Origin of the sequence: Corynebacterium jeddahense (assembly GCF_028609865.1) — a bacterium.
GTDB classification, from domain to species: domain Bacteria; phylum Actinomycetota; class Actinomycetes; order Mycobacteriales; family Mycobacteriaceae; genus Corynebacterium; species Corynebacterium jeddahense.
In genome coordinates this window covers 1773659-1796893 of record NZ_CP063194.1, presented here as the reverse complement: position 1 = coordinate 1796893, position 23235 = coordinate 1773659, and the positions used below count along the sequence as shown (strand labels likewise).

General features: G+C 69.3%; 21 protein-coding genes, 1 other RNA gene and 1 pseudogene. 15 read left to right on the top strand and 8 right to left on the bottom strand.

Features of this window, described 5'->3' with window-relative positions:
* Positions 1-157: 157 nt before the first annotated feature.
* Both rnpB and CJEDD_RS08700 read left to right on the top strand, forming a co-directional pair.
* Positions 158-560, top strand: an RNA gene (rnpB, locus tag CJEDD_RS08705) — RNase P RNA component class A.
* A 25-nt stretch (positions 561-585) separates the two neighbouring features.
* Positions 586-1995 carry a ribonuclease catalytic domain-containing protein gene (locus CJEDD_RS08700; RefSeq protein WP_042409301.1) on the top strand — a complete coding sequence of 470 codons (1410 nt, stop codon included), beginning with the start codon at positions 586-588 and terminating at the stop codon, positions 1993-1995.
* A gap of 14 nt (positions 1996-2009) precedes the next feature.
* Here CJEDD_RS08700 and CJEDD_RS08695 read toward each other — a convergent pair whose 3' ends face one another.
* Positions 2010-3185, bottom strand: a complete 1176-nt coding sequence (locus tag CJEDD_RS08695; RefSeq protein WP_042409298.1) for a galactokinase family protein — start codon at positions 3183-3185, stop codon at positions 2010-2012.
* A gap of 84 nt (positions 3186-3269) precedes the next feature.
* Here CJEDD_RS08695 and CJEDD_RS08690 point away from each other — a divergent pair, with 84 nt between their 5' ends.
* Positions 3270-3476 (top strand): hypothetical protein, encoded by a 207-nt coding sequence (locus CJEDD_RS08690; protein ID WP_042409297.1) that lies wholly within the window; start codon positions 3270-3272, stop codon positions 3474-3476.
* A 4-nt stretch (positions 3477-3480) separates the two neighbouring features.
* Here the strand turns inward: CJEDD_RS08690 and CJEDD_RS08685 are convergent, their stop codons facing one another.
* A complete protein-coding gene (locus CJEDD_RS08685; RefSeq protein ID WP_042409294.1) occupies positions 3481-5061 on the bottom strand; it encodes a CYTH and CHAD domain-containing protein in 1581 nt (526 codons plus the stop codon).
* 82 nt (positions 5062-5143) lie between these two features.
* On the opposite strand from CJEDD_RS08685, the gene CJEDD_RS08680 reads away from it, so the two are divergent.
* From CJEDD_RS08680 to CJEDD_RS08660, 5 genes are all read left to right on the top strand, one after another.
* Positions 5144-6478 (top strand): glutamine synthetase family protein, encoded by a 1335-nt coding sequence (locus CJEDD_RS08680; RefSeq protein ID WP_042409292.1) that lies wholly within the window; start codon positions 5144-5146, stop codon positions 6476-6478.
* Positions 6475-9552 (top strand): bifunctional [glutamine synthetase] adenylyltransferase/[glutamine synthetase]-adenylyl-L-tyrosine phosphorylase, encoded by a 3078-nt coding sequence (locus tag CJEDD_RS08675; RefSeq protein WP_273657479.1) that lies wholly within the window; start codon positions 6475-6477, stop codon positions 9550-9552. The genes CJEDD_RS08680 and CJEDD_RS08675 overlap by 4 nt, the downstream gene beginning before the upstream one ends.
* A 220-nt stretch (positions 9553-9772) precedes the next feature.
* Positions 9773-11200 carry an IS3 family transposase gene (locus CJEDD_RS08670; protein WP_273657478.1) on the top strand — a complete coding sequence of 476 codons (1428 nt, stop codon included), beginning with the start codon at positions 9773-9775 and terminating at the stop codon, positions 11198-11200.
* A gap of 40 nt (positions 11201-11240) precedes the next feature.
* Positions 11241-11531 carry an IS3 family transposase gene (locus CJEDD_RS08665; protein WP_273657476.1) on the top strand — a complete coding sequence of 97 codons (291 nt, stop codon included), beginning with the start codon at positions 11241-11243 and terminating at the stop codon, positions 11529-11531.
* Between the two features lie 255 nt (positions 11532-11786).
* A complete protein-coding gene (locus CJEDD_RS08660; RefSeq protein ID WP_042409719.1) occupies positions 11787-12056 on the top strand; it encodes a hypothetical protein in 270 nt (89 codons plus the stop codon).
* Here the strand turns inward: CJEDD_RS08660 and CJEDD_RS08655 are convergent.
* Positions 12025-12498 (bottom strand): MFS transporter, encoded by a 474-nt coding sequence (locus tag CJEDD_RS08655; RefSeq protein WP_052333867.1) that lies wholly within the window; start codon positions 12496-12498, stop codon positions 12025-12027. The two genes, CJEDD_RS08660 and CJEDD_RS08655, sit on opposite strands and share 32 nt — an antisense overlap.
* 25 nt (positions 12499-12523) lie before the next feature.
* On the opposite strand from CJEDD_RS08655, the gene thrC reads away from it, so the two are divergent.
* Genes thrC through CJEDD_RS08640 form a run of 3 tightly spaced genes read left to right on the top strand, consistent with a single transcriptional unit; the run spans position 12524 to position 15171 of the window.
* Positions 12524-13972, top strand: coding sequence for a threonine synthase (thrC, locus tag CJEDD_RS08650; RefSeq protein WP_042409716.1), 1449 nt, complete (start codon positions 12524-12526; stop codon positions 13970-13972).
* A 16-nt stretch (positions 13973-13988) separates the two neighbouring features.
* Positions 13989-14132 (top strand): hypothetical protein, encoded by a 144-nt coding sequence (locus CJEDD_RS08645; protein ID WP_198133023.1) that lies wholly within the window; start codon positions 13989-13991, stop codon positions 14130-14132.
* Positions 14116-15171: a S1 family peptidase gene (locus CJEDD_RS08640; protein ID WP_232297770.1), complete on the top strand. Its 1056-nt coding sequence runs from the start codon at positions 14116-14118 to the stop codon at positions 15169-15171. The genes CJEDD_RS08645 and CJEDD_RS08640 overlap by 17 nt, the downstream gene beginning before the upstream one ends.
* Here CJEDD_RS08640 and CJEDD_RS08635 read toward each other — a convergent pair whose 3' ends face one another.
* Positions 15172-15945, bottom strand: coding sequence for a hypothetical protein (locus tag CJEDD_RS08635; protein WP_042409714.1), 774 nt, complete (start codon positions 15943-15945; stop codon positions 15172-15174). It lies immediately after the preceding gene.
* 27 nt (positions 15946-15972) lie between these two features.
* Between CJEDD_RS08635 and CJEDD_RS08630 the strand changes: the two genes are divergently transcribed.
* The 3 genes from CJEDD_RS08630 to CJEDD_RS08620 are packed head-to-tail and all read left to right on the top strand — an operon-like array spanning position 15973 to position 18131.
* Positions 15973-16497: an NUDIX hydrolase gene (locus CJEDD_RS08630; protein WP_042409713.1), complete on the top strand. Its 525-nt coding sequence runs from the start codon at positions 15973-15975 to the stop codon at positions 16495-16497.
* Positions 16494-17042 carry a glycoside hydrolase family 25 protein gene (locus tag CJEDD_RS08625; RefSeq protein WP_042409711.1) on the top strand — a complete coding sequence of 183 codons (549 nt, stop codon included), beginning with the start codon at positions 16494-16496 and terminating at the stop codon, positions 17040-17042. The genes CJEDD_RS08630 and CJEDD_RS08625 overlap by 4 nt, the downstream gene beginning before the upstream one ends.
* 48 nt (positions 17043-17090) lie before the next feature.
* Positions 17091-18131, top strand: a complete 1041-nt coding sequence (locus tag CJEDD_RS08620; protein ID WP_042409707.1) for an HNH endonuclease signature motif containing protein — start codon at positions 17091-17093, stop codon at positions 18129-18131.
* 49 nt (positions 18132-18180) lie between these two features.
* On the opposite strand, the pseudogene CJEDD_RS12355 reads toward CJEDD_RS08620, so the two are convergent.
* The 3 genes and pseudogenes from CJEDD_RS12355 to glnA all read right to left on the bottom strand — a co-directional run bounded on the left by CJEDD_RS12355 (position 18181) and on the right by glnA (position 21384).
* Positions 18181-18669 (bottom strand): annotated as a pseudogene (locus CJEDD_RS12355) (VIT1/CCC1 transporter family protein).
* A 249-nt stretch (positions 18670-18918) separates the two neighbouring features.
* Entirely contained in the window at positions 18919-19875 is a 957-nt protein-coding gene (locus CJEDD_RS08610; RefSeq protein ID WP_081764599.1) for a TDT family transporter, read from the bottom strand.
* Positions 19876-19947: 72 nt separating this feature from the next.
* Complete coding sequence (gene glnA, locus CJEDD_RS08605; protein ID WP_042409608.1) at positions 19948-21384, bottom strand: type I glutamate--ammonia ligase; 1437 nt, start codon at positions 21382-21384, stop codon at positions 19948-19950.
* 75 nt (positions 21385-21459) lie between these two features.
* On the opposite strand from glnA, the gene CJEDD_RS08600 reads away from it, so the two are divergent.
* Complete coding sequence (locus tag CJEDD_RS08600) at positions 21460-21936, top strand: RDD family protein (RefSeq protein WP_042409605.1); 477 nt, start codon at positions 21460-21462, stop codon at positions 21934-21936.
* 3 nt (positions 21937-21939) lie between these two features.
* Here the strand turns inward: CJEDD_RS08600 and CJEDD_RS08595 are convergent, their stop codons facing one another.
* Positions 21940-23223 (bottom strand): threonine/serine exporter family protein, encoded by a 1284-nt coding sequence (locus CJEDD_RS08595; protein WP_042409603.1) that lies wholly within the window; start codon positions 23221-23223, stop codon positions 21940-21942.
* Positions 23224-23235 lie beyond the last annotated feature (12 nt).

Sequence of the window (23235 nt, the reverse complement as noted above, 5' to 3'; positions counted from 1 at the left end):
TAGTAGCTGGATTTGGCCCCATGAGCTGGCTGGAGCGGGCCGGGGCGGGCTGGGGACGCCTAGGCGGGGCCGGGGCGGGCCGGGGAAGGCCGACGAGGCGCCGCGGGCCGGAGGTTGAACGTCGCGAAGCAAGAAGCGTAAGCTCACAAACCGCGAATGAGCCGGCCGGGCGGCCGCGGCGCTGCGAACCACTGCACACCAGAAAGGCGCAGGTCGAGGAAAGTCCGGACTCCACAGGGCACGGCGGTTGCTAACGGCAACCCGGAGCGATCCGCGGGAAAGTGCAACAGAAAGTAGACCGCCTCGTACGAACTCGTACGAGGTAAGGGTGAAAGGGTGCGGTAAGAGCGCACCGGCGTGCGTGGCGACACGCGCGGCCAGGTAAACCCCGCCGGGAGCAAGGCAAGAGCCCCCGCCCGCAGCGGCGGAGGTCGTCGGACGTAGGCTGCCCGCCCAGTCCGAAGGTAGCTGCTTGAGGCGCCCAGCAATGGGTGGCCCAGATGGATGGTCGCCGCCCCGCTCGCGGGGAACAGAATCCGGCTCACAGGCCGACTCATTCGCCCATTCGTGGCACGATGGCAACCTATGAAGCTCTACGCCGCGCCGCTCAACTTCCGCCCGATCGCCCGCGAATTCGGCGTCCGTACGCAGTTTTCGCCCGAGCTCCACCGCGCGGCGTCGCAGCTCGAGGACCGCTTTTCGCAGTCGCGTATCGACGCTCGTTCCGTCCCCCTTGTCACCATCGACCCCGCGGGGTCGAAGGACTTGGACCAGGCGGTGCACGTCGAAAAGCGGCCCGGCGGCGGGTACGTCGTGCGCTACGCCATCGCGGACGTGGGCGCCTTCGTGGCACCCGGCTCCCCGGTGGCGGAGGAGTCCCTCGAGCGCGGCCAGACGATCTACCTGCCCGACGAGCCGGCGCGCCTGCACCCCGAGGAGCTGTCGGAGGGCTCGGCTTCGCTCCTGCCGGACGTGGACCGGCCGGCCGTGCTGTGGACATTCGAGCTCGACGAGGACGGCGAGGTCGACGCCGCCCACGTCGAGCGCGCGCTGGTCCGCTCGGTGGCGAGGCTGGACTACGAGGGCGTCCACGCCGACCTCGAGAACGGGACCGTGCACCCCTCGATCGCGCTGCTGCCGGAGGTTGGCGTGCTGCGCCAGAGGTCGTCGTTACGCAGGCACGCGATTAACCTGCGCCTGCCGTCCGTGCGCGTCGTCGGCGACGGCGGCACCTTCGAGCTGGTCATCGAGCCGCGCCACCCAATCATGGACTACAACTCCGAGATCTCCCTGCTCACCGGCATGGTGGCGGGGCGGATGATGGTGGACGCCGGTGTCGGGTTCCTGCGCACACTCGGACCGGCGGACGCCAGCGGGGAGGCCGAGTTCCGCCGCGAGGTGCGCAACCTCGGCTTCGATCCGGCCGGCGACATCGGCGAGTTCCTCGCCGGGGTGGACGCCGACACCCCGCGCGGGATGGCGGTGATGCGCGAGGCGCAGAAGCTCCTGCGCGGGTCGGGGTACGTCGACCTGTCCGAGAAGCAGGCGGAGGTGCACGCCGGCATCGGCGGGTTCTACTCGCACGTCACGGCACCGCTGCGCCGCTTGATCGACCGCTACGCCACCGAGGTCTGCCTGGCCATCTGCGCGGACGAGCCGGTGCCGGAGTGGGTGGAACGCGACGCGCCGCGGGTGATCAAGACGATGGGGCGCTCCTCGCAACTCGCCAACACCGTGGAAAAGGCGTGCCTGCACCTCACCGAGGCGACCGTGCTCGAACCGTGGGTGGGCCACAACTTCGGCGGCGTGACCCTGAAGACATCCGGCGTGGGCGCCCCGGCGGACGTCGACGAGCACGCCCGCATCTTCGTCGTCGACCCGCCGGTGCTGGCGTCCTCCGCGGGCGCGCCCGCGGAAGGCACGGAGACGAAGTTTTCCCTCGTGCGTGCGGACCCCGCCGCGCGCGAGGTCGGGTTCGCCTGGCCCGCAGACTAGAACGAATAATCCGCCTACGCCTCGACGCGGGCCGCCTCGCCGGGCAGGACCTCCACGACCTCGAAATCGCGCGCCATCGCGTCGGCGAAGGCGTCCGCCTCGCGCACCGGCACGAACGCGATGACGGCCTCGGACGTGCCGGTCGCGGCCGGGCGGGCCGCCACGGCGCCGCGCTCCCGGGCGAGCGCCACCAGCGCGTCCGGGGTGGCCAAGCCGTGGGACTCGGACGGCGAGTTGAGCAGCGTGAACAGCTCGTTCACCCGGCGCGAGCGCAGCGCCTTCGCCGCCGCGAGCGAGCGCAGTGTCTCGGTCTCGCAGAACTGCACCCAGCGGCGCGCCGCCTCCGGGGCGGGCGCGGTCTCGTCACCGGCGGCGCGCCGGGCCTCGACCCACTGGACGACGCGGGCGGAGGCGTCGGGAAGCTGGCGCAGCGAATCGACGCCGAAGTTAGCGCACGCGGCGTCGATGAACGCGCGGTGGTCCGCGATCGCCTCGCGCTGGTCCGTGTAGGGCTGGCCCAGCTCCTTGGCCAGGGAGAACACGCGCACGCCGTGGCGCGACGGGTGCGGGGCCTGGGTGAGCGAGCCGTCGGCGTAGTCAAGCACGCTCACGCCCTCGCCGCCGCCGCGCAGGGCGACGGTGTGGCGGGCGCGCAGCAGCGCTAGCGAGGAGTGCGAGGCCACGGCGTGGGAGCAGACTTCCGCGAGGCGCGCGCGGAACGGGGCGGTGTCCACGTCCTCGTGCCCGGCGGCGAGCGCGAGGGCGATCGCGGCGTCCGCGGCGTAGAGCGCGCCGAGGCCCGCGCCCACGGGGACGTCCGATTCCACGGTGATGTCCAGGCCCGCCGTGTCCCGGGAGAGCACCTGCCGCTGCACGAGTGTGTGCACGAGACCCCACCAACGCCGCTCGAGGCCGGCGGCGGGCGCATCGTCGTACGGCGTTTGTGCGACGAGCTCCTGGCCGAGCGGCCCGCGGGCGGTGAAGGACAGTAGGCCGTCGCGGCGCGGGCTCACCGCCGCGGCGGCGCGCAGGGAGGCGGTGCCCGCCAGCGTCACGCCGCCGAAGTGGTCGACGTTCTCGCCGATGAGCACCCAGGTGCCTGGGGCCGTCGCAACGCGTGGCGACGCCCCCGGGTGAGCTGCGCGAACGCGCTCCACGGGGGACTGTGCGGGGGGTTTAAATCTGGCCATTGCTCGCTCCTTAACAGTCACCAGACTACCAAGTGCGCCGGTAGTCTAGAACCCGCAAACGACCCCCGAGCAAAGGAGCGGACCATGTCCGACGAGCAGTTTTACTACAACCCCTCCACCGGCGAGGTGACCCAGGGCATGCAGGCCTCCTGGGACAACCGCATGGGCCCGTACGACACGCGCGAGGAGGCCGAGGCCGCGCTGCAGATCGCCGCGCAGCGCAATAAGCAGGCCGACAGCGAGGACGAGCGCGACGACAACTGGGGCGCCGCGCCGTCCTGGGAGCAGTAGGGTGTTACGGCTTGATCTTCTTGAACGCCTTACGCACCTCGCGCACGGCGTCGTCGTAGCCGCTTAACGCCTGCTCCCCGCGATCGAGTTCGCGCTGGTAGAGCATGCCGTAGGCGAAGGTGTCCTCGCCGCGCCCGCGGGCCTCATCGGCGAGGCGCTCGATGCGGTCGCGCGAGGTCACCGCGTCCTGGAAGTCGCCGAGCTGGGACTGCAGCGCCTTGCACGCCTTCGCCAGCCGCTCGGCCTTGAGCCCCGCGCCCTGCGCCGCGTTCGCGGAGTAGCGCAGCTTCTTCGCCGCCTTGCGCACGTCGTGGACGTAGTTCTCGCGCTCGTGCAGCGGCAGCGTCGTGTCGTCGTAGAACTCGACGACCTTGTCGTGGCGCTTCTTCAGTTTCTTGTAACCGCGCTCGAGGTGGTCGTAGAGCACCTCGGCCGACTGCTTCTCCTCGTCCTTCTTGCCCGCGCTCAGCGCTACGGGCGGCTCCGCGAGCAGGGCGTCGATGGCGTCCAGGAGCGCCATGAACCGCTCGGAGTCGAGCATTGCCACGATCTTTTCGTGCGCCGCGTTGTAGTCGGCGCGCATGTCCCCGGCGATGTGGGTGCGTGCCGCGTCGTCGACGAGGCCGGATTCGTCGGAATCGAGCAGCTCGGTGAAGCGCTCCTCGACCACCTCGGCGTCGCGCGCCTCGCCGAGCACACCCGCGGCGTACTTCAGCTCGTCCTCAAGCGACGCGAGCTGCTCGCCCTCGAGGATGCCCTCGAACGTCTCCAGCAGGGAGCGCATCTCGCGGGTGGACACGCGCATCTGGTGCACCGAGTCGGCCTCGTCGGCGCGCACGCGCGGGTCCCAGCCGACGATCGCGTCGCGCTGATTGCGTAGCGACGCCACCACGGTGGCCGCCGCGGAGTCGTCGTCAAGCGACTGCTCCGACTGCAGGTGCGGCGGCAGGGGCGCGGTCTTGAGCGAGTCGCCGAGCGCGGTGGCGAGCTTCGACGGCGACGACGACTTGCGCGCGCCGGCCGAGATGAGAAACGACGTGGCCTGGTTGATCAGCGCGTTGCCCTCGTCGGTGCCGGCGAGCGCCTCGGAAAGCTCGAGCTCCCACTCGCGCCAGCTCGTGCGCTCGCCGCCGGGCAGGAGTGACCAGGCGGTGACGTGGTCGTCGCAAAACTCCGCGACGGTGCCCTCCGCGCCGGCGAGGGTGATCTCCACGCGGCGGTTATCCACCTGCGCGATCGGCTGCAGCGGCTCGTTGCGGACGATGGCGCGGACCTGGGCGCGCAGCGCCTCGGGCACGGCCGTCGGGTCGTCGAGAGGCATGCGCACCTCGTTGCGGCCCTCGCCCTTCGGCAACTTTATGTGCCAGCCGTCGTCGGCGCCGCCGGTGCGCCGGCGCAGCGTGATCTTGGAGCGGGTGAGGCGCAGGTCCTCGGTGTCGTAGTAGACGGCGGAGAGGTTGTGCTCGCGCATGCCCTCGATCTCCTCGACGCCGGGGAGCTGGGTGAGGTCCGGCATGCCGGTGCCCTCGTCGACGGCGAGCTTGACCTCCACCTCGAGGAACTGCTCGGGTGCTTGTGCAGCCATGATCGTTGTCCTCCTTACATCGTTTGTCGGCCCCAAGTTTAGCGCGCTGAGCGCCCGCCCAAGCCCGCTACAGTGAAGACCCATGAGCACCCAAACCGACAACGTGCTGCGCCTGGTGGAGCAGCAGGAGATCGCCTTCATCCGCCTCTGGTTCACCGATATCTTCGGCTCGCTGAAGACGGTGATGATGTCGCCCGCCGAGCTCGAAAGCGCCTTTGAGGAGGGCGTCGGCTTCGACGGATCCTCCATCGAGGGGTTTAGCCGCATCTCCGAGTCGGACACCCTGCTGCGCCCCGACCCGTCGACGTACCAGCCGCTGCCGTTCGACGAGGGCACCGGCATCCAGACCGCCCGGATGTTCTGCGACATCACGATGCCGGACGGGGACCCGCTCTTCGCCGACCCGCGCCACGTGCTGCGCCGCCAGATGCAGGCCGCGCGCGACATGGGCTTCGAGTTCGTGGCCAGCCCCGAGATCGAGTTCTACGTGGTCAAGCCCGGCCAGGGGGACCAGCCGCCGGTGCCGGCGGACAAGGGCGGCTACTTCGACCAGGCGAAGCGCAATGAGGCGCCGCGCCTGCGCCGCATGGCCGTCTCCGCGCTGGAGTACATGGGCATTGTCACCGAGTTCTCGCACCACGAGGGCTCGCCGGGCCAGCAGGAGATCGACCTGCGCCACACCGACGCGCTCACCATGGCGGACAACATCCTCACCTTCCGCTACGTGGTCAAGACCGTGGCGGAGATCAACGGCGTGCACGCGACCTTCATGCCCAAGCCCTTCGCCGACCTCGAGGGCTCCGCGATGCACACCCACTTCTCGCTCTTCGAGGGCGATTCCAACGCGTTCCACGACCCGGACGACGAGATCAGCCTGTCCGCCACCGGGCGCCAGTTCATCGCCGGCATCATCGAGCACGCCAACGAGATCTCCGCGGTGACCAACCAGTGGGTGAACTCCTACAAGCGCCTCCAGTTCGGCTCCGAGGCACCCACCGCCGCGACCTGGGGCATCTCCAACCGCTCGGCGATGGTGCGCGTGCCCACGTACCGGCTGAACAAGGCGGAGTCGCGCCGGGCGGAGGTGCGTTCCCTCGATTCCGCGTGCAACCCCTACCTCGCGTTCGCCGCGATCCTGGCCGCGGGGCTCAAGGGCATCGAGGAGGGCTACGAGCTCGACGAGCCGGCCCGCGACGACGTCTTCGCGCTCACCCGCCGCGAGCGCCGCGCGATGGGGTACCGCGACCTGCCGGGCTCGCTCGACCAGGCGCTGCGCCACCTCGAGCGCTCCGAGTTCATGGCCGAGGTGCTCGGCGAGCAGGTCTTCGAGTTCTTCCTCCGCGCGAAGTGGGAGGAGTGGCACACCTACACCTCCCAGATCACCCCGTGGGAGATCGACACCGGGGTTGACCTGTGACCAGCCCGGCCGTCAGCCCCGCCAAGCTCGGCCTCACCAGCCCGCGCGCCGCGGAGGACCTGCAGGAGCTTTCGCTTATCGACGAAGCTTCGCTCTACACGCTCGCCGGCGCAGGCGACCCCGACCTGGCCCTCAATAACGCGCACCGCCTCCACGCCGCCCTCGGCGACGGCTGGGGCGAGCTCCTCGACGCACTGCGCGCCAACCCGGTCTTCCGCACCCGCTTCTTCGCCCTGCTTGGCGGGTCGACGGCGCTGTCGGACCACCTCATCGCCAACCCGGGCGAGTGGCGCAGCCTGCTCGAGGAGGTCCCGGACGGCCCGGAGATTTTCCGCACCATGCTCGCGGCGGTGGGCGTGGACGCCGACGGGCCGGGGCTGTACAGGGCCGGCGCCGACGCCGGGGCTTCGCTGGCGGCGGGGCAGGGCGGAGTCAACGTCGCAAAGCAAGCGCTCCGGACCGCCCACCGCACCCTCGTGATGCGCATCGCCGCCGCGGACCTCGCCGGCACGTTCGCCGCGGTGAAGGGCCACGGCGAGGGCGAGCCGATGCGCTACGCCGTGACCACGGAGCGGCTCACGCAGCTCGCGGACGCGGCGCTCACCGCGGCGCTCTCGGTAGCCGTGCGCGACGTCTACGGCGACGACGAGATCGACGCCGAGCTCGCCGTCATCGCGATGGGCAAGTGCGGCGCGGGCGAGCTGAACTACATCTCGGACGTGGACGTCGTCTTCGTCGCGGAGCCGGCGACGCCGAAGATCGCGCGCGTGGCGGCGGAGATGATGCGCATCGGCTCCGCCTGCTTCTTCGAGGTGGACGCCAACTTGCGTCCCGAGGGAGCGTCCGGGGCGCTCGTGCGCACGCTCGACTCGCACGTGTCGTACTACAAAAAATGGGCAGAGACCTGGGAGTTCCAGGCGCTGCTCAAGGCGCGGCCGATGACCGGGACGATGGCGCTCGGCCGCTCGTATTCGGAGGCGCTCTCGCCGCTGGTGTGGGAGGCGTCCCAGCGCGATTCCTTCGTCGAGGACGTCCAGGCCATGCGTCGCCGCGTGCTGGAGAACGTGCCCGCCGACGTGCGTTCGCGCGAGCTCAAGCTCGGCCCCGGCGGCCTGCGCGACGTGGAGTTCGCGGTGCAGCTGCTGCAGCTCGTGCACGGGCGCATCGACGACTCGCTGCGCGCCCGCAACACCCTCGCCGCCCTCGCCGCGCTCGCCGAGGCGGGCTACGTCGGGCGCGAGGACGCGAAGGTGCTCACCGAGGCCTACGAGTTCCTCCGCCTGCTCGAACACCGCCTCCAGCTGCAGCGCTTCAAGCGCACCCACCAGCTGCCCGAGACCGACGACGAGCGCCGCAACCGCTGGCTCGCCCGCGCCGCCGGCTTCACCGCGGACAGCCGCGGCACCGCCAACGAGGCGCTCCACCGCGAGCTCAAGCGCGTGCGCCGTGACGTCGCCGACCTCCACGAGCGCCTCTTCTACCGCCCGCTGCTCAGCGCGGTGGCGGACATGACCGTCGGCGAGGCGACCCTGTCCGCGGACGCGGTGAAGGCCCAGCTCGCAGCGCTCGGCTACCGCCACCCGGCGCGCGCGTTCGACCACCTCTCCGCGCTGGTCAAGGGCTCCTCACGCAAGGCGAAGCTGCAGGCCATCCTCCTGCCCACGCTCATGCACTGGCTCGCCGACACCGCCGACCCGGACCAGGGCCTGCTCAACTACCGCAAGCTCTCCGAGGCGGCGGTGGACCGCAGCTGGTTTTTGCGCATGCTGCGCGACGAGGGCGTCGCGTCGCAGCGCCTCATGCACATCCTGGGCACCTCGCCGTACGCCGCCGACCTCATCATCGCCGCCCCGGACGCGGTAAAGCTCCTCGGCGACGGCTCGAACGGCCCCCGCCTCCTCGACGCCGCCCCGGACCAGGTGCACAAGGCCATCATCGCCTCGGCGAAACGCCACCAGGCGGACCCAGACAAGGCCGTCTCGGTCGCCCGCGCCCTGCGCCGCGCCGAGCTCGCGCGCATCGCCTCGGCGGACCTCCTCGGGCTCATGGAGGTGCGCCAGGTCTGCCTCGAGCTCACCTACGTCTGGGAGGCGGTGCTCGAGGCCGCCCTGCGCGCCGAGGTGTTCGCAGACCTCGCATCTTCGCGTATCGACGAGCCTCCGGCCCGCATCGCCGTCATCGGCATGGGCCGCCTCGGCGGGGCCGAGCTCGGCTACGGCTCCGACGCGGACGTGATGTTCGTCGCCGAACCGAGCGAGAGCTTTGTCGCCGAACACGGGGAGCGCGGGGAGGCGGACGCACTCGCTTGGGCCGCGAAGATCGTCGACCAGATGCGCGCGCGCCTGTCCAAGCCGTCCGGCGACCCGCCCCTCGAGGTGGACCTCGGTCTGCGTCCCGAGGGCCGCTCCGGCGCGGTCGTGCGCACCATCGCGAGTTACGAGCGCTACTACCGCGAGTGGGGCGAGGTGTGGGAGCGCCAGGCCCTGCTGCGCGCGGCCGTCGTCGCCGGCGACCGCGGCGTTGGCGACACGTTCCTGCAGGCCATCGACTCGTTCCGCTACCCGGAGGGAGGCGCGGCGCCCGCGGACATGCGGGAGATCCGCCGCATCAAGGCCCGCGTGGACAACGAGCGCCTGCCCCGCGGCGCCGACCGCGCCACCCACACCAAGCTCGGCCGTGGCGCCCTCGCGGACGTGGAGTGGACGGTGCAGCTGCTCACCATGCAGCACGCCCACACGCACGAGGAGTTGCGCACGCCGTCCACGCTCGATGCGCTCGACTTCCTCGCCGACCTCGATGACCCAGCCGTCATCCGCGGCGCCGACGCGCGGGTCCTGCGCACCGCCTGGCTCACCGCCACGCGCGCCCGCAACGCGATCGTGCTGGTCACAGGGAAGCGCACCGACCAGCTGCCGGCGCCGGGCCCGCAGCTCGCGCGGGTCGCCGGCTCCGCGGGCTACGACCCCGACGACCAGCAGGAGTTCCTCGAGGACTACTTGCGCATCACCCGCCGCGCCCACCAGGTGGTGGAGCAGGCGTTCTGGGGAGAGGTGCCTTCGCTCGAGTTCGACTGAGGTGGCGCCGGCAGCGCTGGTGCCCCGGGCGCCGCCCCGCCTTGGCCGCGTTTGTGCCCCGGCCACCGCGCCGCGTTTGTGCCCCGGCCACCCCGCCCCGCCCCGCCTCGGCCCGGCCGCCGCCCCGCCTTGGCCGCGTTTCCAGCTACAAAGAACCAGCTTTTCGGCGAAAGGGAGCGCGGACAAAAAGTTGGAGTGTTGGGGGCTGGAAGGTATTCCAATGCCCGCAGGGTTTCCATCTGATATCCGCGATGGTGCGGTTGAGAGGTTTTTGGCTGGGGCGTCTGCCCGTGAGGTCTGCGACTGGGCTGAAGACGTATGTGGTCGCCGACCATCGGTGGACACGGTCGGCAACTGGGTTGCGGCCAAACGCCGCGGCCAGTCCTTTGATGGCACGCGACGCGCCTACGACGCTGAGACCATCGCGAAGGTTGTAGCACGCAGGTTGACCTCGCAGGCGACGGTGCGTGAGATTGCCGTGGAGTTCGATGTCAACGACACCGCAGCACTGACCTGGACGAAGCGGTACTGGCCAGACGATGACGACCGCGATTCGGCAGCGTCGATGACCTTCGACGAGGCGTTTGCGGCGACAATGGAACGCGTGAGCAAACACCGCAAAGTCCAACGCAACCATCAACAGCAGCGAGTCGATGAAGCAGCCGATGCGAAAAGGCCACCCCGGCCAGTCAACGAGTGGCTGCCAGGGCCTGGACCGATAGACGACATCGCTGATTTACCCAGTGACATGGACGAGCTGAAAAAGCTCGTTGTCGAGATGCGCGACCGGGAAACAGTCAAAGACGCCATTATCCAAGTGCTCATGAGCGACGGTGAGCCGCAGGGAAAAGGCAACGTCCGTGGCGGTGAGTCGCGGGGAAAAGACGACGTCCGTGACGGGGAACTGTCCACCGCGGCGAAAGCCGCAGTGGTGGTTGCCCTCACGGACGCCCACGGGTTTTCCATCGCCAAAGCATGCGCGGTTGTCGGGATTGCGCAGTCGACGTTTTACTACCACCGACACACCCACACGAAGGTGGTGCACCAGCGCGAACAGCGCCGCGCTGCACTCAAACCGCTGATCTTGCAGGCAGCAGCCGAATCCGGGCAAAGCTACGGCTACCGGCGCATCCACGCCTGGCTGAAGATCATGGGGCATACAGTGTCGGAAAAGATCGTGCGTACCCTCATGGAAGAGCTTGGGTGCCGCCCGCCGGCGAAAGCGTCGGGCAAATACTCCTCCTACACCGGTGAAACCGACCACAAACCCGCGAACCTGCTGCTGATCGCCCCAACCGACAACAGTGACGATGATGGGGATGCGGATGTGGATGTGGCCCGGCCGGTTGTTGCACCGTCGCAGTACTTCATCGACCACGCCGACGCTCAGGGGCTGACCCACGATTTCCACGCGGATGCCCCGTGGGAGAAAATCGGCACCGACGTCACCGAAATCCACTGCCCAGACGGCAAATTGTTTCTGTCGGCAGCGATCGATTTCTACGACGGGATGCCGATTGCGGTGACCATGTCAACATCACCGAACCACGACTTGGTCGCCGAGATGATCGCGCGAATCGACGAGGTAAAAACCCGACGAGGCACAACCGATCATCCATTCCGATCGTGGTGGGCTCTACCGCAGTGAACGCTGGGTCAGTCTGATTACCGACCACACCCACAACATCTTGGATTGCCCCGACTGCCAGGCCGATACATGGTGCGGCAACCGGTGGCGATACATCCCGTCACTGTCGCGCAAAGCCACCAGCGGCGACAACGCGCGCACCGAAGGCTTCTTCGGCACGATGAAACAAGAACTGCTCAAAGGCAGGCCTGTGGTGTCGACGATGACGGTGGCGCAAATGCGCGACTATATTGATTCCTACATCGACTTCTACATCAACACACGATTGAAGTCGACACTCGGCGAGGGCTACACCACCATCGCCGAGCACCGCAAGGCACTGAGTGCATAACAACGAGACAAAGTCCCCCAAAACGCACTCCAACAAAAAGACCGCATCCCCAAATATCGCGAAAAGCTGGGTCTTTGTAGCTGGAAACTGTCGCGGGGGCCGGGGCAGGGCCGGGCGCGCAGGCTGGACCGGGCCGAGCGGAGGCCGTGGAGGCAGCGCAGGAGGCCGGGCAGGAGGCCGGGCGGGGCTGATGGTGGAGGCGGGGAGGGCGGGACGGCGTCGATAAGCGGGGCGCAACGCAATATGCTCGGGGACATGGCAGTAAACATGACGATCGACCTCAACGACGCCACCTTCGCCGACCTCGTCGCGCTCGTGGACGCGGCGCGCGTGGCAGGGGTGGACCCGGCGACGAGGCTCGCGCACGACGGCGGCACGCTCGCCATCAGCGTCGAACCCGGCGCTCGGCCGGCGCGGCGCGAGGCGACACCCGAGCGGGAGCGCACGATCGCCCCGCTTGGCGACGCTGCGATCCGCTCCGTCGTGGACATCCTCACCGGCCGCCAGGAGCCGCCCCGGCGGTAACGCGTCGACGCGCGACGGCAAAGCCAACCAGCCACACGAACCACACGACGACCACGGCGGCCCACGCGACCCGGAAGTCGGCCCACGAGTATGCGCCCCCGCGCGAGTGCGCTTCGAGGATCGCGCCGAAGGCCTGCGAGGCGACCATCGTGGCAACGAAGCCGCCCATGTTGGACAGGCCGGTCCCCGTGGCCACCATGGTGTTCGGCAGTGTCTCGCGTACGGTGTCGAACCCGAAGTTGGACGACGGGGTGGTGAGCGCCGTGGTCACGGCGACCAGCGTGGCGGCCAAGGCGCCGCGCGGGGACGGGGAGGCGAGGAAGAGCCCCCAGGCGGCGATGTTCACTGCGGCGATCACCGCGCCGACCACCGCGCGGCGCGACCCGGCGCGGGCCGAAAGAACCCCGGTGAACAGCGAGACGACAATGCCGGCCACCGTCATGAGCGCATGCCGTAAACTTTCCTGGGTGGATTACATCTCAACGCGCGACGCGCAGGCCAGTGCCCGCTCCTTCACGGACATTCTGCTCACGGGCTTAAGCCCCGACGGTGGCCTCTTCATGCCGGCGGTGTACCCGACGATAACGCCCGAGCTTCTCGACGACTGGCGCGCGCTGCTCGCCAGTGACGGCTACGCGGCCCTCGCCGCGGAGGTGCTCAAGCTTTACGTCGACGACATCCCGCCGCGCGAGCTGGAGGAGATTGCGAAGCGGGCGTACCGCACGCCGGTGTTCGCCGACGAGGAGATCGTGCCTGTCACGCGCCTGACGGACGGCTTGTACATCGCGCACCTGTCCGAGGGCCCGACCGCCGCGTTCAAGGACATGGCGATGCAGCTGCTCGGCGAGCTGTTCGAGTACGAGCTCGGCCGGCGCGGGGAGGAGATCAACATCCTCGGCGCCACCTCAGGCGACACGGGATCTTCCGCGGAGTACGCCATGCGTGGTCGCGACAACATCCGCGTGTTCATGCTCACCCCGGCTGGCCGCATGACCCCGTTCCAGCAGGCGCAGATGTTCGGCCTCGACGACCCGAACATCTTCAATATCGCGCTCGACGGCGTCTTCGACGACTGCCAGGACGTGGTCAAGGAAGTCAACGCCGACGCCGCGTTCAAGTCGAAGTACGCCATCGGCGCAGTGAACTCCATCAACTTCGCGCGCCTGCTCGCGCAGGTGGTCTACTACATCGCCGCGTACCTCAAGGTCACCGAGACGAACGACGAGCGCGTCTCGTTCTGCGTGCCCACCGGCAACTTCGGCAACGTGTGCGCCGGGCACATCGCGAAGCAGATGGGCCTGCCGATCGACCAGCTCATCGTGGCCACGAACGAGAACGACGTTCTCCACGAGTTCTTCACCACCGGCGAGTACCGCCCGCGCTCGGCCGCCGAGACGCACGCGACGTCCTCGCCGTCGATGGACATCTCCAAGGCCTCGAACTTCGAGCGGATGCTTTTCGACGCCACGCTGCGCGACTCCACTGTCACCGCCGAGCTGTTCGGCGTGAAGGTCAAGGAGGGCGGCTTCGGCGCGGACGACCTCGGCGAGGAGGTCCTCGCCCGGATCCGCGGCGAGTTCGGGTTCCGCTCCGGCACGTCCACGCACGCCGACCGCGTGGCCACGATCAAGCGCGTGTACGACGAGTACGGTGTGCTCGTGGATCCGCACACGGCGGACGGGATCGGCGTCGCAACGCAGTGCGCTGGCGACGTCGACACCCCGATCGTCGTGCTGGAAACGGCGCTGCCGGTGAAGTTCGCCGACACGATCGCGGAGGCGATCGGGCAGGCCCCCGAGGCGCCGGAGCGCTTCGCGGGCATCATGGGCGCCGAGCGCCACGTGGTGGACCTGCCGAACGACGCGGAGCGCGTCAAGGAGTTCATCGCCGACGCCATCGAATCCACGGACGTTTAGAGGAAGGGAGCGCGACATGGCGCAGGAGCAGTTTGCGGGGCCGGAGCACTACACCGACTTCGACCCGGAGAAGTTCCTCCGCGACCTGAAGATCCAGGCCGCGGAGCAGGCCGGCGAGGACGGCGCCGTAGAGGACCCCGAGGTTGAGCGCCCCGAGTAACCGGCCCAACCTCGCCCACCAGTACCAGCCCGCGGACGGGCAGCAGTGGCAGTTCCCGGCCACGCCTCAGTTCCCCGTGCCCGCGCCGCCGCAGACGCCCGACCCCCGCGCGCGGCGGCGCGCCGGGCTGCGTCTCGGCGGCTGGATCACGGTCATCGTGGCCACGCTCGGTATCGTCGCCATCGTGGTGTGGCTCGGGCTCAACGCCTCAAAGGTGCCGACGGCCACGGTGGAGCAGCGCGACGCGCTCTCTGAGGTGCAGACGCCTGGCGACGCCCCGCAGGCGCCCGCCGGGGAGACGAACAACGTGCGCGTCCCCGCGTTCGCGCCGTGGGCGCCGGGCACGAAGATCCAGACCACCGACCACTACCCGGCGCCGGGGGAGCACTTCACCGCGCAGTCGTGCACGACCGCGTTCTCCTTCACCGGCGCCGACGGGCGCGCCTACGCCGTGACCGCCGGGCACTGCGGGCGCAAGGGCGACCTCGTGTGGCCGACGAATGCGTCCACCGCGTTCGACTACACCACCGAGGTCGGCCACTTCATCTACTCGGGCCTCTACCACCCGTCGAGCGCGGAGACGGAGGGCGTCGACGTCGGCATCATCGAGATCACCGACACCGAGCGCTACATGGACGTCGTCGGCGCGCCGATCCCCACCGGGGTGGCCGACGCCGCCGTCGAGGAGGGGCGCGTGTGCAAGACGGGCGCGACCACGGGCTACACGTGTGGGCAGTTCGAGGCGACCGAGCGCGTCCAGATCGTCAACCTCGACGCCGACGCTGAGCGCGAAACCTACGGCGACATCGCCGCCGTCTGCGCCGCGTCCGGCGATTCCGGCGGGCCGGTGTTCACCGAGCTGGGGGGCCGCGCGGCCATCGTCGGGGTGGTCTCCGGCACCGAGGCGGGCCGCTCCAACGAGCAGTGCTTCGAGGGCATGGACAACCCCCACCTCATGAGCTACTCCAACATCAACCAGGTCATGGCCGTGATTGGCCAGGTCGTGCCGGACGCGGACTGGGTGGCCCAGCGCTGGTAGCTACCGGTCGAGCCCCCACCGGCGCGCGAACGCCTCGCCGGTTTCCCAGTGCTTCGTCTGCTTGCCCGTCTTCTTGTCGTTGTCCATCACCACGACGTCGTCGCCCGCGTAGGCGTTGAACGTGATGCGGTCGAGGTCGTCCGGGCGCTCCACGCGATCCCAGGCCCGCTCCAGTTTTTCCGTGTTGTCGCCGGCATCCATCCAGTTCAGCGCGACGTAGTGGAGGTGGCCGCGGCCCGCGTAGTCGTAGAACGCGAGCGAGTCCGCGCCCTCCTTGTCCGCGAAGGCGAGGAGGGGCTGGATGGTCTCCGGAGGGATCGTCGCAAAGCAAAAGCCCCAGAAGTTCATGCGCATCCCGCGTGGCGACGTCAACGTCACCGTGTCCAAGCAATTCTGCTCGAGTAGGCGCGACAGGTGGCTCGCGAGCTCCTCCGGCTCCGCGACCGCCTCCTCGGTCAGGTTCCCGCGCAGCATCGCGCCGGTGTTCGTCTCGCCGACCTCGACGTCGGTGATGAGGTGGGGGCGGATGCTCTCCGCGATATTCGTCGTGTCCGCCGGCGCCGGGTTGAAGGGGCGCTCCGGCTGCGGGGGATCGACGGCGGTGCTCTTCGCGTCCGCGGTGTAGCCGACTGCCATCGCCGCGCCGAGGATCACCGCGATGACGAGCACACCGTACGCCGTGACAAACAGCGGGGCCGGAATGCGCCGGAGCCAGGGTTGCTTCTCCGGCGCAGGCTGCTCGGGCTGCTCGGGAGCGGTGACGGCGGTGCTCATAATGGAGGGGATTGTACACTCGCGGGCATGCCTATCCCGGAGTTCATCGTGGAAACGCGCAAGAAGATCGGCACCGACCTCATGTGGGTGCCCAGCGTGTGCGCCGTGGTGCTTCGCGACGCCGCGAGCGACTCAGCCTGGGCCGTGCCGGACGTGCTGTTGGTGAAGCGCTCCGACAACGGGGAGTGGACGCCCGTTACCGGCATCGCCGACCCCGGCGAGGAGCCGCACGCCGCTGCCGTGCGCGAGGTGGCCGAAGAGACCAGCGTGCGCGTCAAGGCGGCGGCGCTGCTCGGCGTGGGCGCCGTCGGCCCGGTGACGCACGCGAACGGGGACCTCGCGTCGTACATGTCGGTGCAGATCCGCTGCGAGGCGCTCGACCCGGCCGCGGAGCCCGTCGTCGGCGACGACGAGTCCGTCGACGTCGGCTGGTTCCCCATCTCGAACATGCCGGTGACGGACCCGAAGTGGCGCCTCGTCATCGGCGACGCCGCCGCGCAGCGCCGCCACCCGGCGGGGTTTGCGCCGCGGATGGGGCTGACGAAGCGGTGAGGCTCGGCGTCGACGTCTCCGAACACCAGGCGGGCCTCGACGTTTCCGGCTTCGACTTCGTCATCGCCCGCACCACGGACGGCACGTACCGCGACGCCTGCTTCTCCACCTTCGCCCCGTACGCCACGTCCGCCTACCACTTCCTGCGCGCGCCGTCGGAGGGCACGACGGTTGAAGAGCAGGTCGCGGCCGCGCTCGAGGTTCTCGGCGGGCTCTCGCTGCCGATGTGGCTCGACGTCGAGTCCGCGGAGCTTTCGCTTATCGACGTCCGTTCCGCCCACCACGCCTTCACCGCCGCCGGCGTCGACGTTGCGGGCGTGTACGTGAACGCCTGGTTCTGGCGCCGCCACATGCTCCTGGCGGACCCGTCCGAGTTCGGCGCGCTCTGGCTCGCCGACTGGGGCGACAACCCAGTCGTCGCGCCGCCCGCTGCGCCGGATCGGCCCTGGCCAGCGCCGCTCGGCCTGCCGCGGCCCGCGGTGTGGCAGTTCACCTCACGCGGCATTGTCGATGGCGTCGAGGTGGATCTCGATTGCGCACTTTAGTGTGCAAAGTGTTTACAGTGCGTTTGTTGTGCGGTTAGCGTCGCTGCCATGATGTTCAACGAATTCTGCGAAGCCGGTGTCGAGGTGGTCGCCGGTTTCTCCCGCGACGCCGCCCTGGCCGCCGGCCTGTCGACGACGCGGGTGCGCGACCTGGGGCGGGTATGGGAGGCCTACTACGGGCGGACGAAGTTCACCCGCAAACAGGCTGATGCGCTCGTGTTCGCGGCGGGGATGCCGCTCGACCAGTTAGTGCTCATCGAGAAGAAACTGCGGGTAGTGGCCGATGCTGCCGAACGGTGGCGCATCCGCCTCGACCTCGTGCGCCACCGCGGCTCCTACCGGGCCCTGTCAAAGCGCATCACCCGGTTGGTGAAGGTCCCGGTGCGCGCACCGCAACCCGCCTGCCGCTTTACTCAGTCCGTCGCAGGGATGCGCACCATGATCTGGACCTACAACGAGCGCGACATCGCCGACCTCGAACACCTGCTGCGACGCATGGCAGAATCCGACATCCCCGGTGCCGCGGATCTCGCCCACGCCCTGCGCGCGTTGCTGCACGACGGGGCTGCCGTCCCCCACGCCGCACCCCGACCCATCGTGCTCGTGCCCATCCCGGACTACCTACGCATCACCTCCGGCACCGGGGATGACATCGCCCTCACGCTCACGGACGGCACGACGATGAGTGGGGCGGAGTTCATGCAGCAGGAGTACGGGGCCACACTCGAGGTCGCGGCGTTCCACCCGCAGGCAGGGGCGGTGAACCTCTACCGCACGAGCCGGCTCGCCAACGGCAAGCAGCGCACCTTGTCGAAGTTGGTCAGCCCCGCGTGCGCGTTCCCGGACTGCCGCCACTCCGCAGCAACCACCCAAACCCACCACATGCGGGCGTGGAAACACGGCGGCATGACCAACATGAACAACCTCGTGCAGCTGTGCCCCCACCACAACGGGGCGAACGATGATGATCGGGAGCGCGCGTGGCGTGGCCACATCGATACCCGCGGCGGGCGGATCTACTGGATCGCCCCGAACGGGGCCGAAGTACCCATGACCACCCCCGGCGCCATGGAGCTGCTCTTCGACTAACCCCACCCCACACCAAACCCGCCCCAACAGGGCGGGGAATTCGGCGCGCCTAGTGCACGTTTGCGCCGAATATCGAGCCGATGGCAAACGTCGCGGCGAGCGCGAGGGACCCGCCGACGACGATGCGCGTGACGGACCGGCCGACCGACGCCCCGCCCAACTTCGCGGATAGCGCCCCGGTAAGCGCAAGCGCGAGGAGCGTGACGCCGAAGATCGCGGCGACGCGCCACGCCGCCGGCGCGACGAGCGCGCTGGCGAACGGCAGCGCCGCACCGAGGAGGAACGACAGGAACGAGGCGATGCCCGCGGATCAGGGGTTGACCTGCTCGTACTCCGCGTAGCCCAGCGAGCGTTCCGAGTCCCGCTGCGACGACACCGAGACGTACTCGCCAAGCGCCATCGACACCGCCCCGCCGATGACGGCGGCGAGACCGGACATCGCGATGGTGGTGTGGTCGGCGGTGGCGCCGGCCACACCGACGACGACCGCGGCGGTGGAGACGATGCCGTCGTTCGCGCCGAGGACCGCGGCGCGCAGGCGGTTGAGGCGCTCGCCCGAGCCGGGGTCGCGGGGCTCGGCGGCTGGAGCGGCTGCGGGAGGCGCTGCGGCGGCACGGGCCGACGCGCCGGCAGGGGCCGACCCGGCGGCCGCGGGGCAGTCGGCGGGGCAGCGGTCTGGGCGGTCGGGGCGGATCAAGAGGTCGGTCATGGGCCCCATCATCGCGGGGTTCACGCGCTCCCGCAAGCAAGTTCGTACTGCCTTAGTGCAGGTCAGGGCAGGCAAATATCACCGGGGAAGGGGTGCGTTGCGGGCGGCCTCGCGGCGGCCCTCGGCCACCCAGGTGACGAAGCGGCTCGCGCACAGCGTCCAGTGCGTGATCAGCAGGATCGGCACGGTGAGCGCGACGACGTCGAGCCAGTGCTGCCCGCTCACGAGCGCCATCTGGTGGCCGCCCATGCTCACGGTGCCCGGCGGGAACGTGCACGCCCACCAGGCGGGCGAGTAGTCCACCCAGCGCAGGACGTTCGGGTAGAACTGCGCCATGGCATAGAGGCCCAGGGGGAGGGCGAGGAAGAGCGCGACGCGGCCGTAGTAGATGGAGAACGTGCCGGGGTAGAGGATCTGCATCGCGGTAGTGGACTGCCCGATGACGCCCAGCGGCACCCACGAGGTCGCCGAGTTTGGCCCGGACAGGTCAACCTTGCCGTGCCACGCGGCCCAGTAGACGCGGGCGAACGTCGGCACGGCGGTGCACAGCGACATGAGGAACAGTACGGTGCCCAGGACGTGGTAGAACTGCCCGTAGTCCTTGGCCAGCCAGCCCGCGACGGACGCCGAGATCATCGGCCCGACCAGCGGCAGGCCCCAGGGGAACTTCGGGGGGCCGTCGAACCGCGTGAGCTGGATCGCCCACGTGACGACGGTGACGGGCCCGCCGATCCAGAACGCGACGAGACGGAAGATCCCGTTGCCCGTCAACCCGGACAGCGCCGCGCCGAGCGCGAGGATGCCGATGAAAAACATCGACCACTCCGCCATCGATGTGCGCCCGAAGCTCGGCTGGCGGTAGCGGATGAACCCCGCGGTGAGCACGACGAAAATCGCGCAAGCGAGCGCCACGAACGCACCCGCCGCGACCATCATGTGCTCCTCAACGAGCAGGCGGGCCACAATCGACGTGCCCATGAGGCTGCCGCCCCACGCTGGGCCGGGCGGGGGCAGTTCGCGGAATTTATCGGTCACAACGCATATGGTAATTTCTTTCCCTCCGCCGCGCGCGTTTGGCCCTGTGCAAGGGGGCCGGAGGGACGTCGATTAGCAGTCGAAGTAGAGCTCAAACTCCTGCGGCGTCGGGCGCAGGCGCGACGGCGCGATCTCGTTGTCCATCTTGAGGCGGACGTAGGTCTCGATGAGGTCGTCGGTGAACACGTCGCCCTCGGTGAGGAAGTCGTGGTCCGTCTCGAGCGCGGCGAGCGACGCCTCGAGCGACGTCGGGGCCTGCGGGATGTCCTTGGCCTCCTCCGGCGGCAGCTCGTAGAGGTCCTTGTCCACCGGGGCGTGCGGCTCGATGCGGTTCTTGATGCCGTCGATGCCCGCCATGAGCATCGCCGAGAAGCCGAGGTACGGGTTGCCCGACGGGTCCGGGGCGCGGAACTCGATGCGCTTCGCCTTCGGGTTCGTGCCGGTGATGGGGATGCGGATCGCCGCGGAGCGGTTGCGCTGCGAGTACACGAGGTTGATCGGTGCTTCGAAGCCCGGCACGAGGCGGTGGTAGGAGTTCAGCGTCGGGTTGGTGAACGCGAGCACCGCGCCGGCGTGCTCGAGTAGGCCGCCGATGTACCAGCGCGCGATGTCGGACAGCCCGCCGTAGCCGGACTCGTCGTAGAACAGCGGCTCGCCGCCCTTCCACAGGGACTGGTGCGCGTGCATGCCGGAGCCGTTGTCGCCGGCGAGCGGCTTGGGCATGAAGGTGACCGTCTTGCCGAACTGGGTGGCGGTGTTCTTCACGATGTACTTGAAGTCCTGCAGGTCGTCCGCCGCGTGGAGCAGGGTGTTGAAGCGGTAGTTGATCTCCTGCTGACCGCCGTTGCCCACCTCGCGGTGGAAGCGCTCGATGTCGAAGCCGGCGGTGGCGAGGTTGCGCACCATCGCGTCGCGCACCTCGACGGTCTTGTCGTGCGGCGGGACGGGGAAGTAGCCGCCCTTGACGCGGTTCTTATAGCCCAGGTTCGGGCCGCCGTCGGCCTCCACCTCGTTGCCGCGGTTCCACCAGCCCTCGGCCGCGTCGAGCTCGTAGAACGCGGCGTGGCCGTCCACCTCGTATCGCACGGAGTCAAACAGGTAGAACTCCGCCTCCGCGCCGATGGAGCAGGTGTCGGCGATGCCGGTGGATTGCAGGTACTCCTCGGCCTTCTTTGCCACGTTGCGCGGGTCGCGGGAGAACGGCTCGTGGGTGAACGGGTCGTTGACAAAGAACTTCACGTTGAGCGTCTTCGAGCCGCGGAACTGGTCGAGCTTCGCCGTCTTCAGGTCCGGCATGAGCGTCATGTCGGATTCCTCGATGGTGGTGAAGCCGCGGATGGACGAGCCGTCGAACGCGAGGCCGTCCTCCATCACGTCCTCATCGAACATCGACGCCGGGATGGAGAAGTGGTGCTCGATGCCGGGCACGTCGGTGAAGCGCACGTCGACGAATTCCACCCCCTCGTCGGCGATAAATTTCTTGACGTCCTCGATGTTGTCGAAGGCCACGGGCGGTACTCCTCGTCGGTCGGCTGAAAAAAGCAGTTTCGAGTCTAGTCGCGCACCCCGCTAGTCTCATAGAGCATGGCAGCTTCTCGACGTCCCGACTGGCGCAACGGCCCAGAAATCCCGAACCAGTACACCGGCGAGGGCGCCCTCCCGGAGTACCCGGGACAGTTCCTCGGCCTGCCCAAGGACGGCCCGGGCTCGCAGGCGTCGGTGCTGCGCCGCATGGGCGGGGTGTTCATCGACTGGGTCATCTGCGGCGTCGCCGCGTGGCTGATCACCCAGAACACGCACGCGCTCGGCGACCAGGCGACGGTGACGTACCTGCTCTGGATCGTGCTCGGCATCGTGTGCGGGTGGCTCTTCGCGCGCACGCCGGGTATGGCGGCGCTGGGGATGGGCGTGGCGCGCGTGGACAAGGAGGAACCCGTCGGGTTCTGGCGCGCGGCGGTGCGCACGATCCTCACCGGCTTCGTGCTGCCCGCGGCTCTTGTCGACGCCGACGGCCGGGGGATGCACGACCGCGTCACCGACACGACGGTTATCCGCGCCTAGGGGTCATTCGCGCCTAGGAACCCCGTCGAGCTCAGCGTCGAAGTCGATGTAGCGGGAAAACGCCCACGTCGGGTCGGTGAGCATGCGGGCGACCGCCAGGCCGCCGGCGATGAAGAGGACGACGAACGTCACCTCCGTGAACCGGGTGAGCGCGTCCGTGATGTCGCTGATAGCGAAGCTGTGCACCGCCGCGTAGATCGCGGTGCCCGGGATCATCACCAGCGTCGCCGGGATGGTCACCGTCACCCGCGGCACGCCGGTCGCGCGGCCGAGCCAGCTGCCCGCCAGCCCGATCGCCAGCGCCGCGAGGAACGCGGCGAGGAACGAGCGCACCCCGGCGGCGAGCAGCACGAGCCGGCCGAGGTTCGCCAGCATCCCGAGCACCGCCGCGCTGAGCGCCATCCGCCGCGAGGAGTTGAACAGCAGCGCGAAGCAGCCGACGCTGACGAAGCTCGCCACCGCGCCGCCGAGGAAAAACTCGAGGGTGTCCGGCACGGCCTGCGTCGGCGCCTCCGGCGTACCGGAGAGCATTGCCACGACCGAGACGGTGAGCATGGTCACGACGATGATCTCGAGCGCGAAGACGAGCCGCGGGATGCCGGCGGTGAAGTCGAAGCGCGCGAGGTCGACGAAGGAGGAGAAGAGCGGGAACCCGGGGATGAGGAACAGCACACTGGCGACGAAGCCGGGGGCGATGCTGTCGTCGACCGGCAGCACCGCGGCGAGGGCGAGGAACGAGACAGAGGCGACGAGCGCGGCGGCCATGGTGACGCCGAGTTGGTTGAAGTGCGCGTGCGTCAGCTTCACGCGGACGAGCTGGCCGGCCGCAGCGGCGAGGCAGACGAGCGCCGCGGCGAGGTAGCCGAACTGGTTGAGCACGGCGAAGCCGGCGCAGGCGAATCCGGCGGCAGCCGTCGATACGCGAAGGCCCCAGCGCGGGGTTGGGATGCGCTCGATCTCATCGAGGGCCGCGTTGATCTCGTCCGCGGTTCGGTAGCTGGCCAGCAGGCTGTGCGCGGTCGACTCGAGCGCCTCGATGCGCGAGGCGTTCACGCCCGGCACCGGCATGTCGGCGACGACGGTGCGAAACTCCTCGCCGCGGTGGAACGTGCAGCTGATGGTGTTGAAGCCGACGAGCACGTCGGCGTTGTCGAAGCCGAGCGAGCGCGCGCAGCGCTTCACCGCCCGGATGACGCGGTAGCCCGCCGCGCCCGAGGCCAATAGCAAACCGCCGAGGCGAAGGCAGGTGTTCGCCTCGGCGGCCATCTCTGAATGGTGCTGAGTCATGCTCGAAAACGC

Bases quoted from the DNA above. Each gene is read 5' to 3' on its own strand.
- CJEDD_RS08700 (WP_042409301.1), top strand. From the start codon at position 586: ATGAAGCTCTACGCCGCGCCGCTCAACTTCCGCCCGATCGCCCGCGAA.
- CJEDD_RS08695 (WP_042409298.1), bottom strand. From the start codon at position 3,185: ATGGCCAGATTTAAACCCCCCGCACAGTCCCCCGTGGAGCGCGTTCGC.
- CJEDD_RS08690 (WP_042409297.1), top strand. From the start codon at position 3,270: ATGTCCGACGAGCAGTTTTACTACAACCCCTCCACCGGCGAGGTGACC.
- CJEDD_RS08685 (WP_042409294.1), bottom strand. From the start codon at position 5,061: ATGGCTGCACAAGCACCCGAGCAGTTCCTCGAGGTGGAGGTCAAGCTC.
- CJEDD_RS08680 (WP_042409292.1), top strand. From the start codon at position 5,144: ATGAGCACCCAAACCGACAACGTGCTGCGCCTGGTGGAGCAGCAGGAG.
- CJEDD_RS08670 (WP_273657478.1), top strand. From the start codon at position 9,773: ATGCCCGCAGGGTTTCCATCTGATATCCGCGATGGTGCGGTTGAGAGG.
- CJEDD_RS08660 (WP_042409719.1), top strand. From the start codon at position 11,787: ATGGCAGTAAACATGACGATCGACCTCAACGACGCCACCTTCGCCGAC.
- CJEDD_RS08655 (WP_052333867.1), bottom strand. From the start codon at position 12,498: ATGACGGTGGCCGGCATTGTCGTCTCGCTGTTCACCGGGGTTCTTTCG.
- CJEDD_RS08645 (WP_198133023.1), top strand. From the start codon at position 13,989: ATGGCGCAGGAGCAGTTTGCGGGGCCGGAGCACTACACCGACTTCGAC.
- CJEDD_RS08635 (WP_042409714.1), bottom strand. From the start codon at position 15,945: ATGAGCACCGCCGTCACCGCTCCCGAGCAGCCCGAGCAGCCTGCGCCG.
- CJEDD_RS08630 (WP_042409713.1), top strand. From the start codon at position 15,973: ATGCCTATCCCGGAGTTCATCGTGGAAACGCGCAAGAAGATCGGCACC.
- CJEDD_RS08620 (WP_042409707.1), top strand. From the start codon at position 17,091: ATGATGTTCAACGAATTCTGCGAAGCCGGTGTCGAGGTGGTCGCCGGT.
- CJEDD_RS08600 (WP_042409605.1), top strand. From the start codon at position 21,460: ATGGCAGCTTCTCGACGTCCCGACTGGCGCAACGGCCCAGAAATCCCG.
- CJEDD_RS08595 (WP_042409603.1), bottom strand. From the start codon at position 23,223: ATGACTCAGCACCATTCAGAGATGGCCGCCGAGGCGAACACCTGCCTT.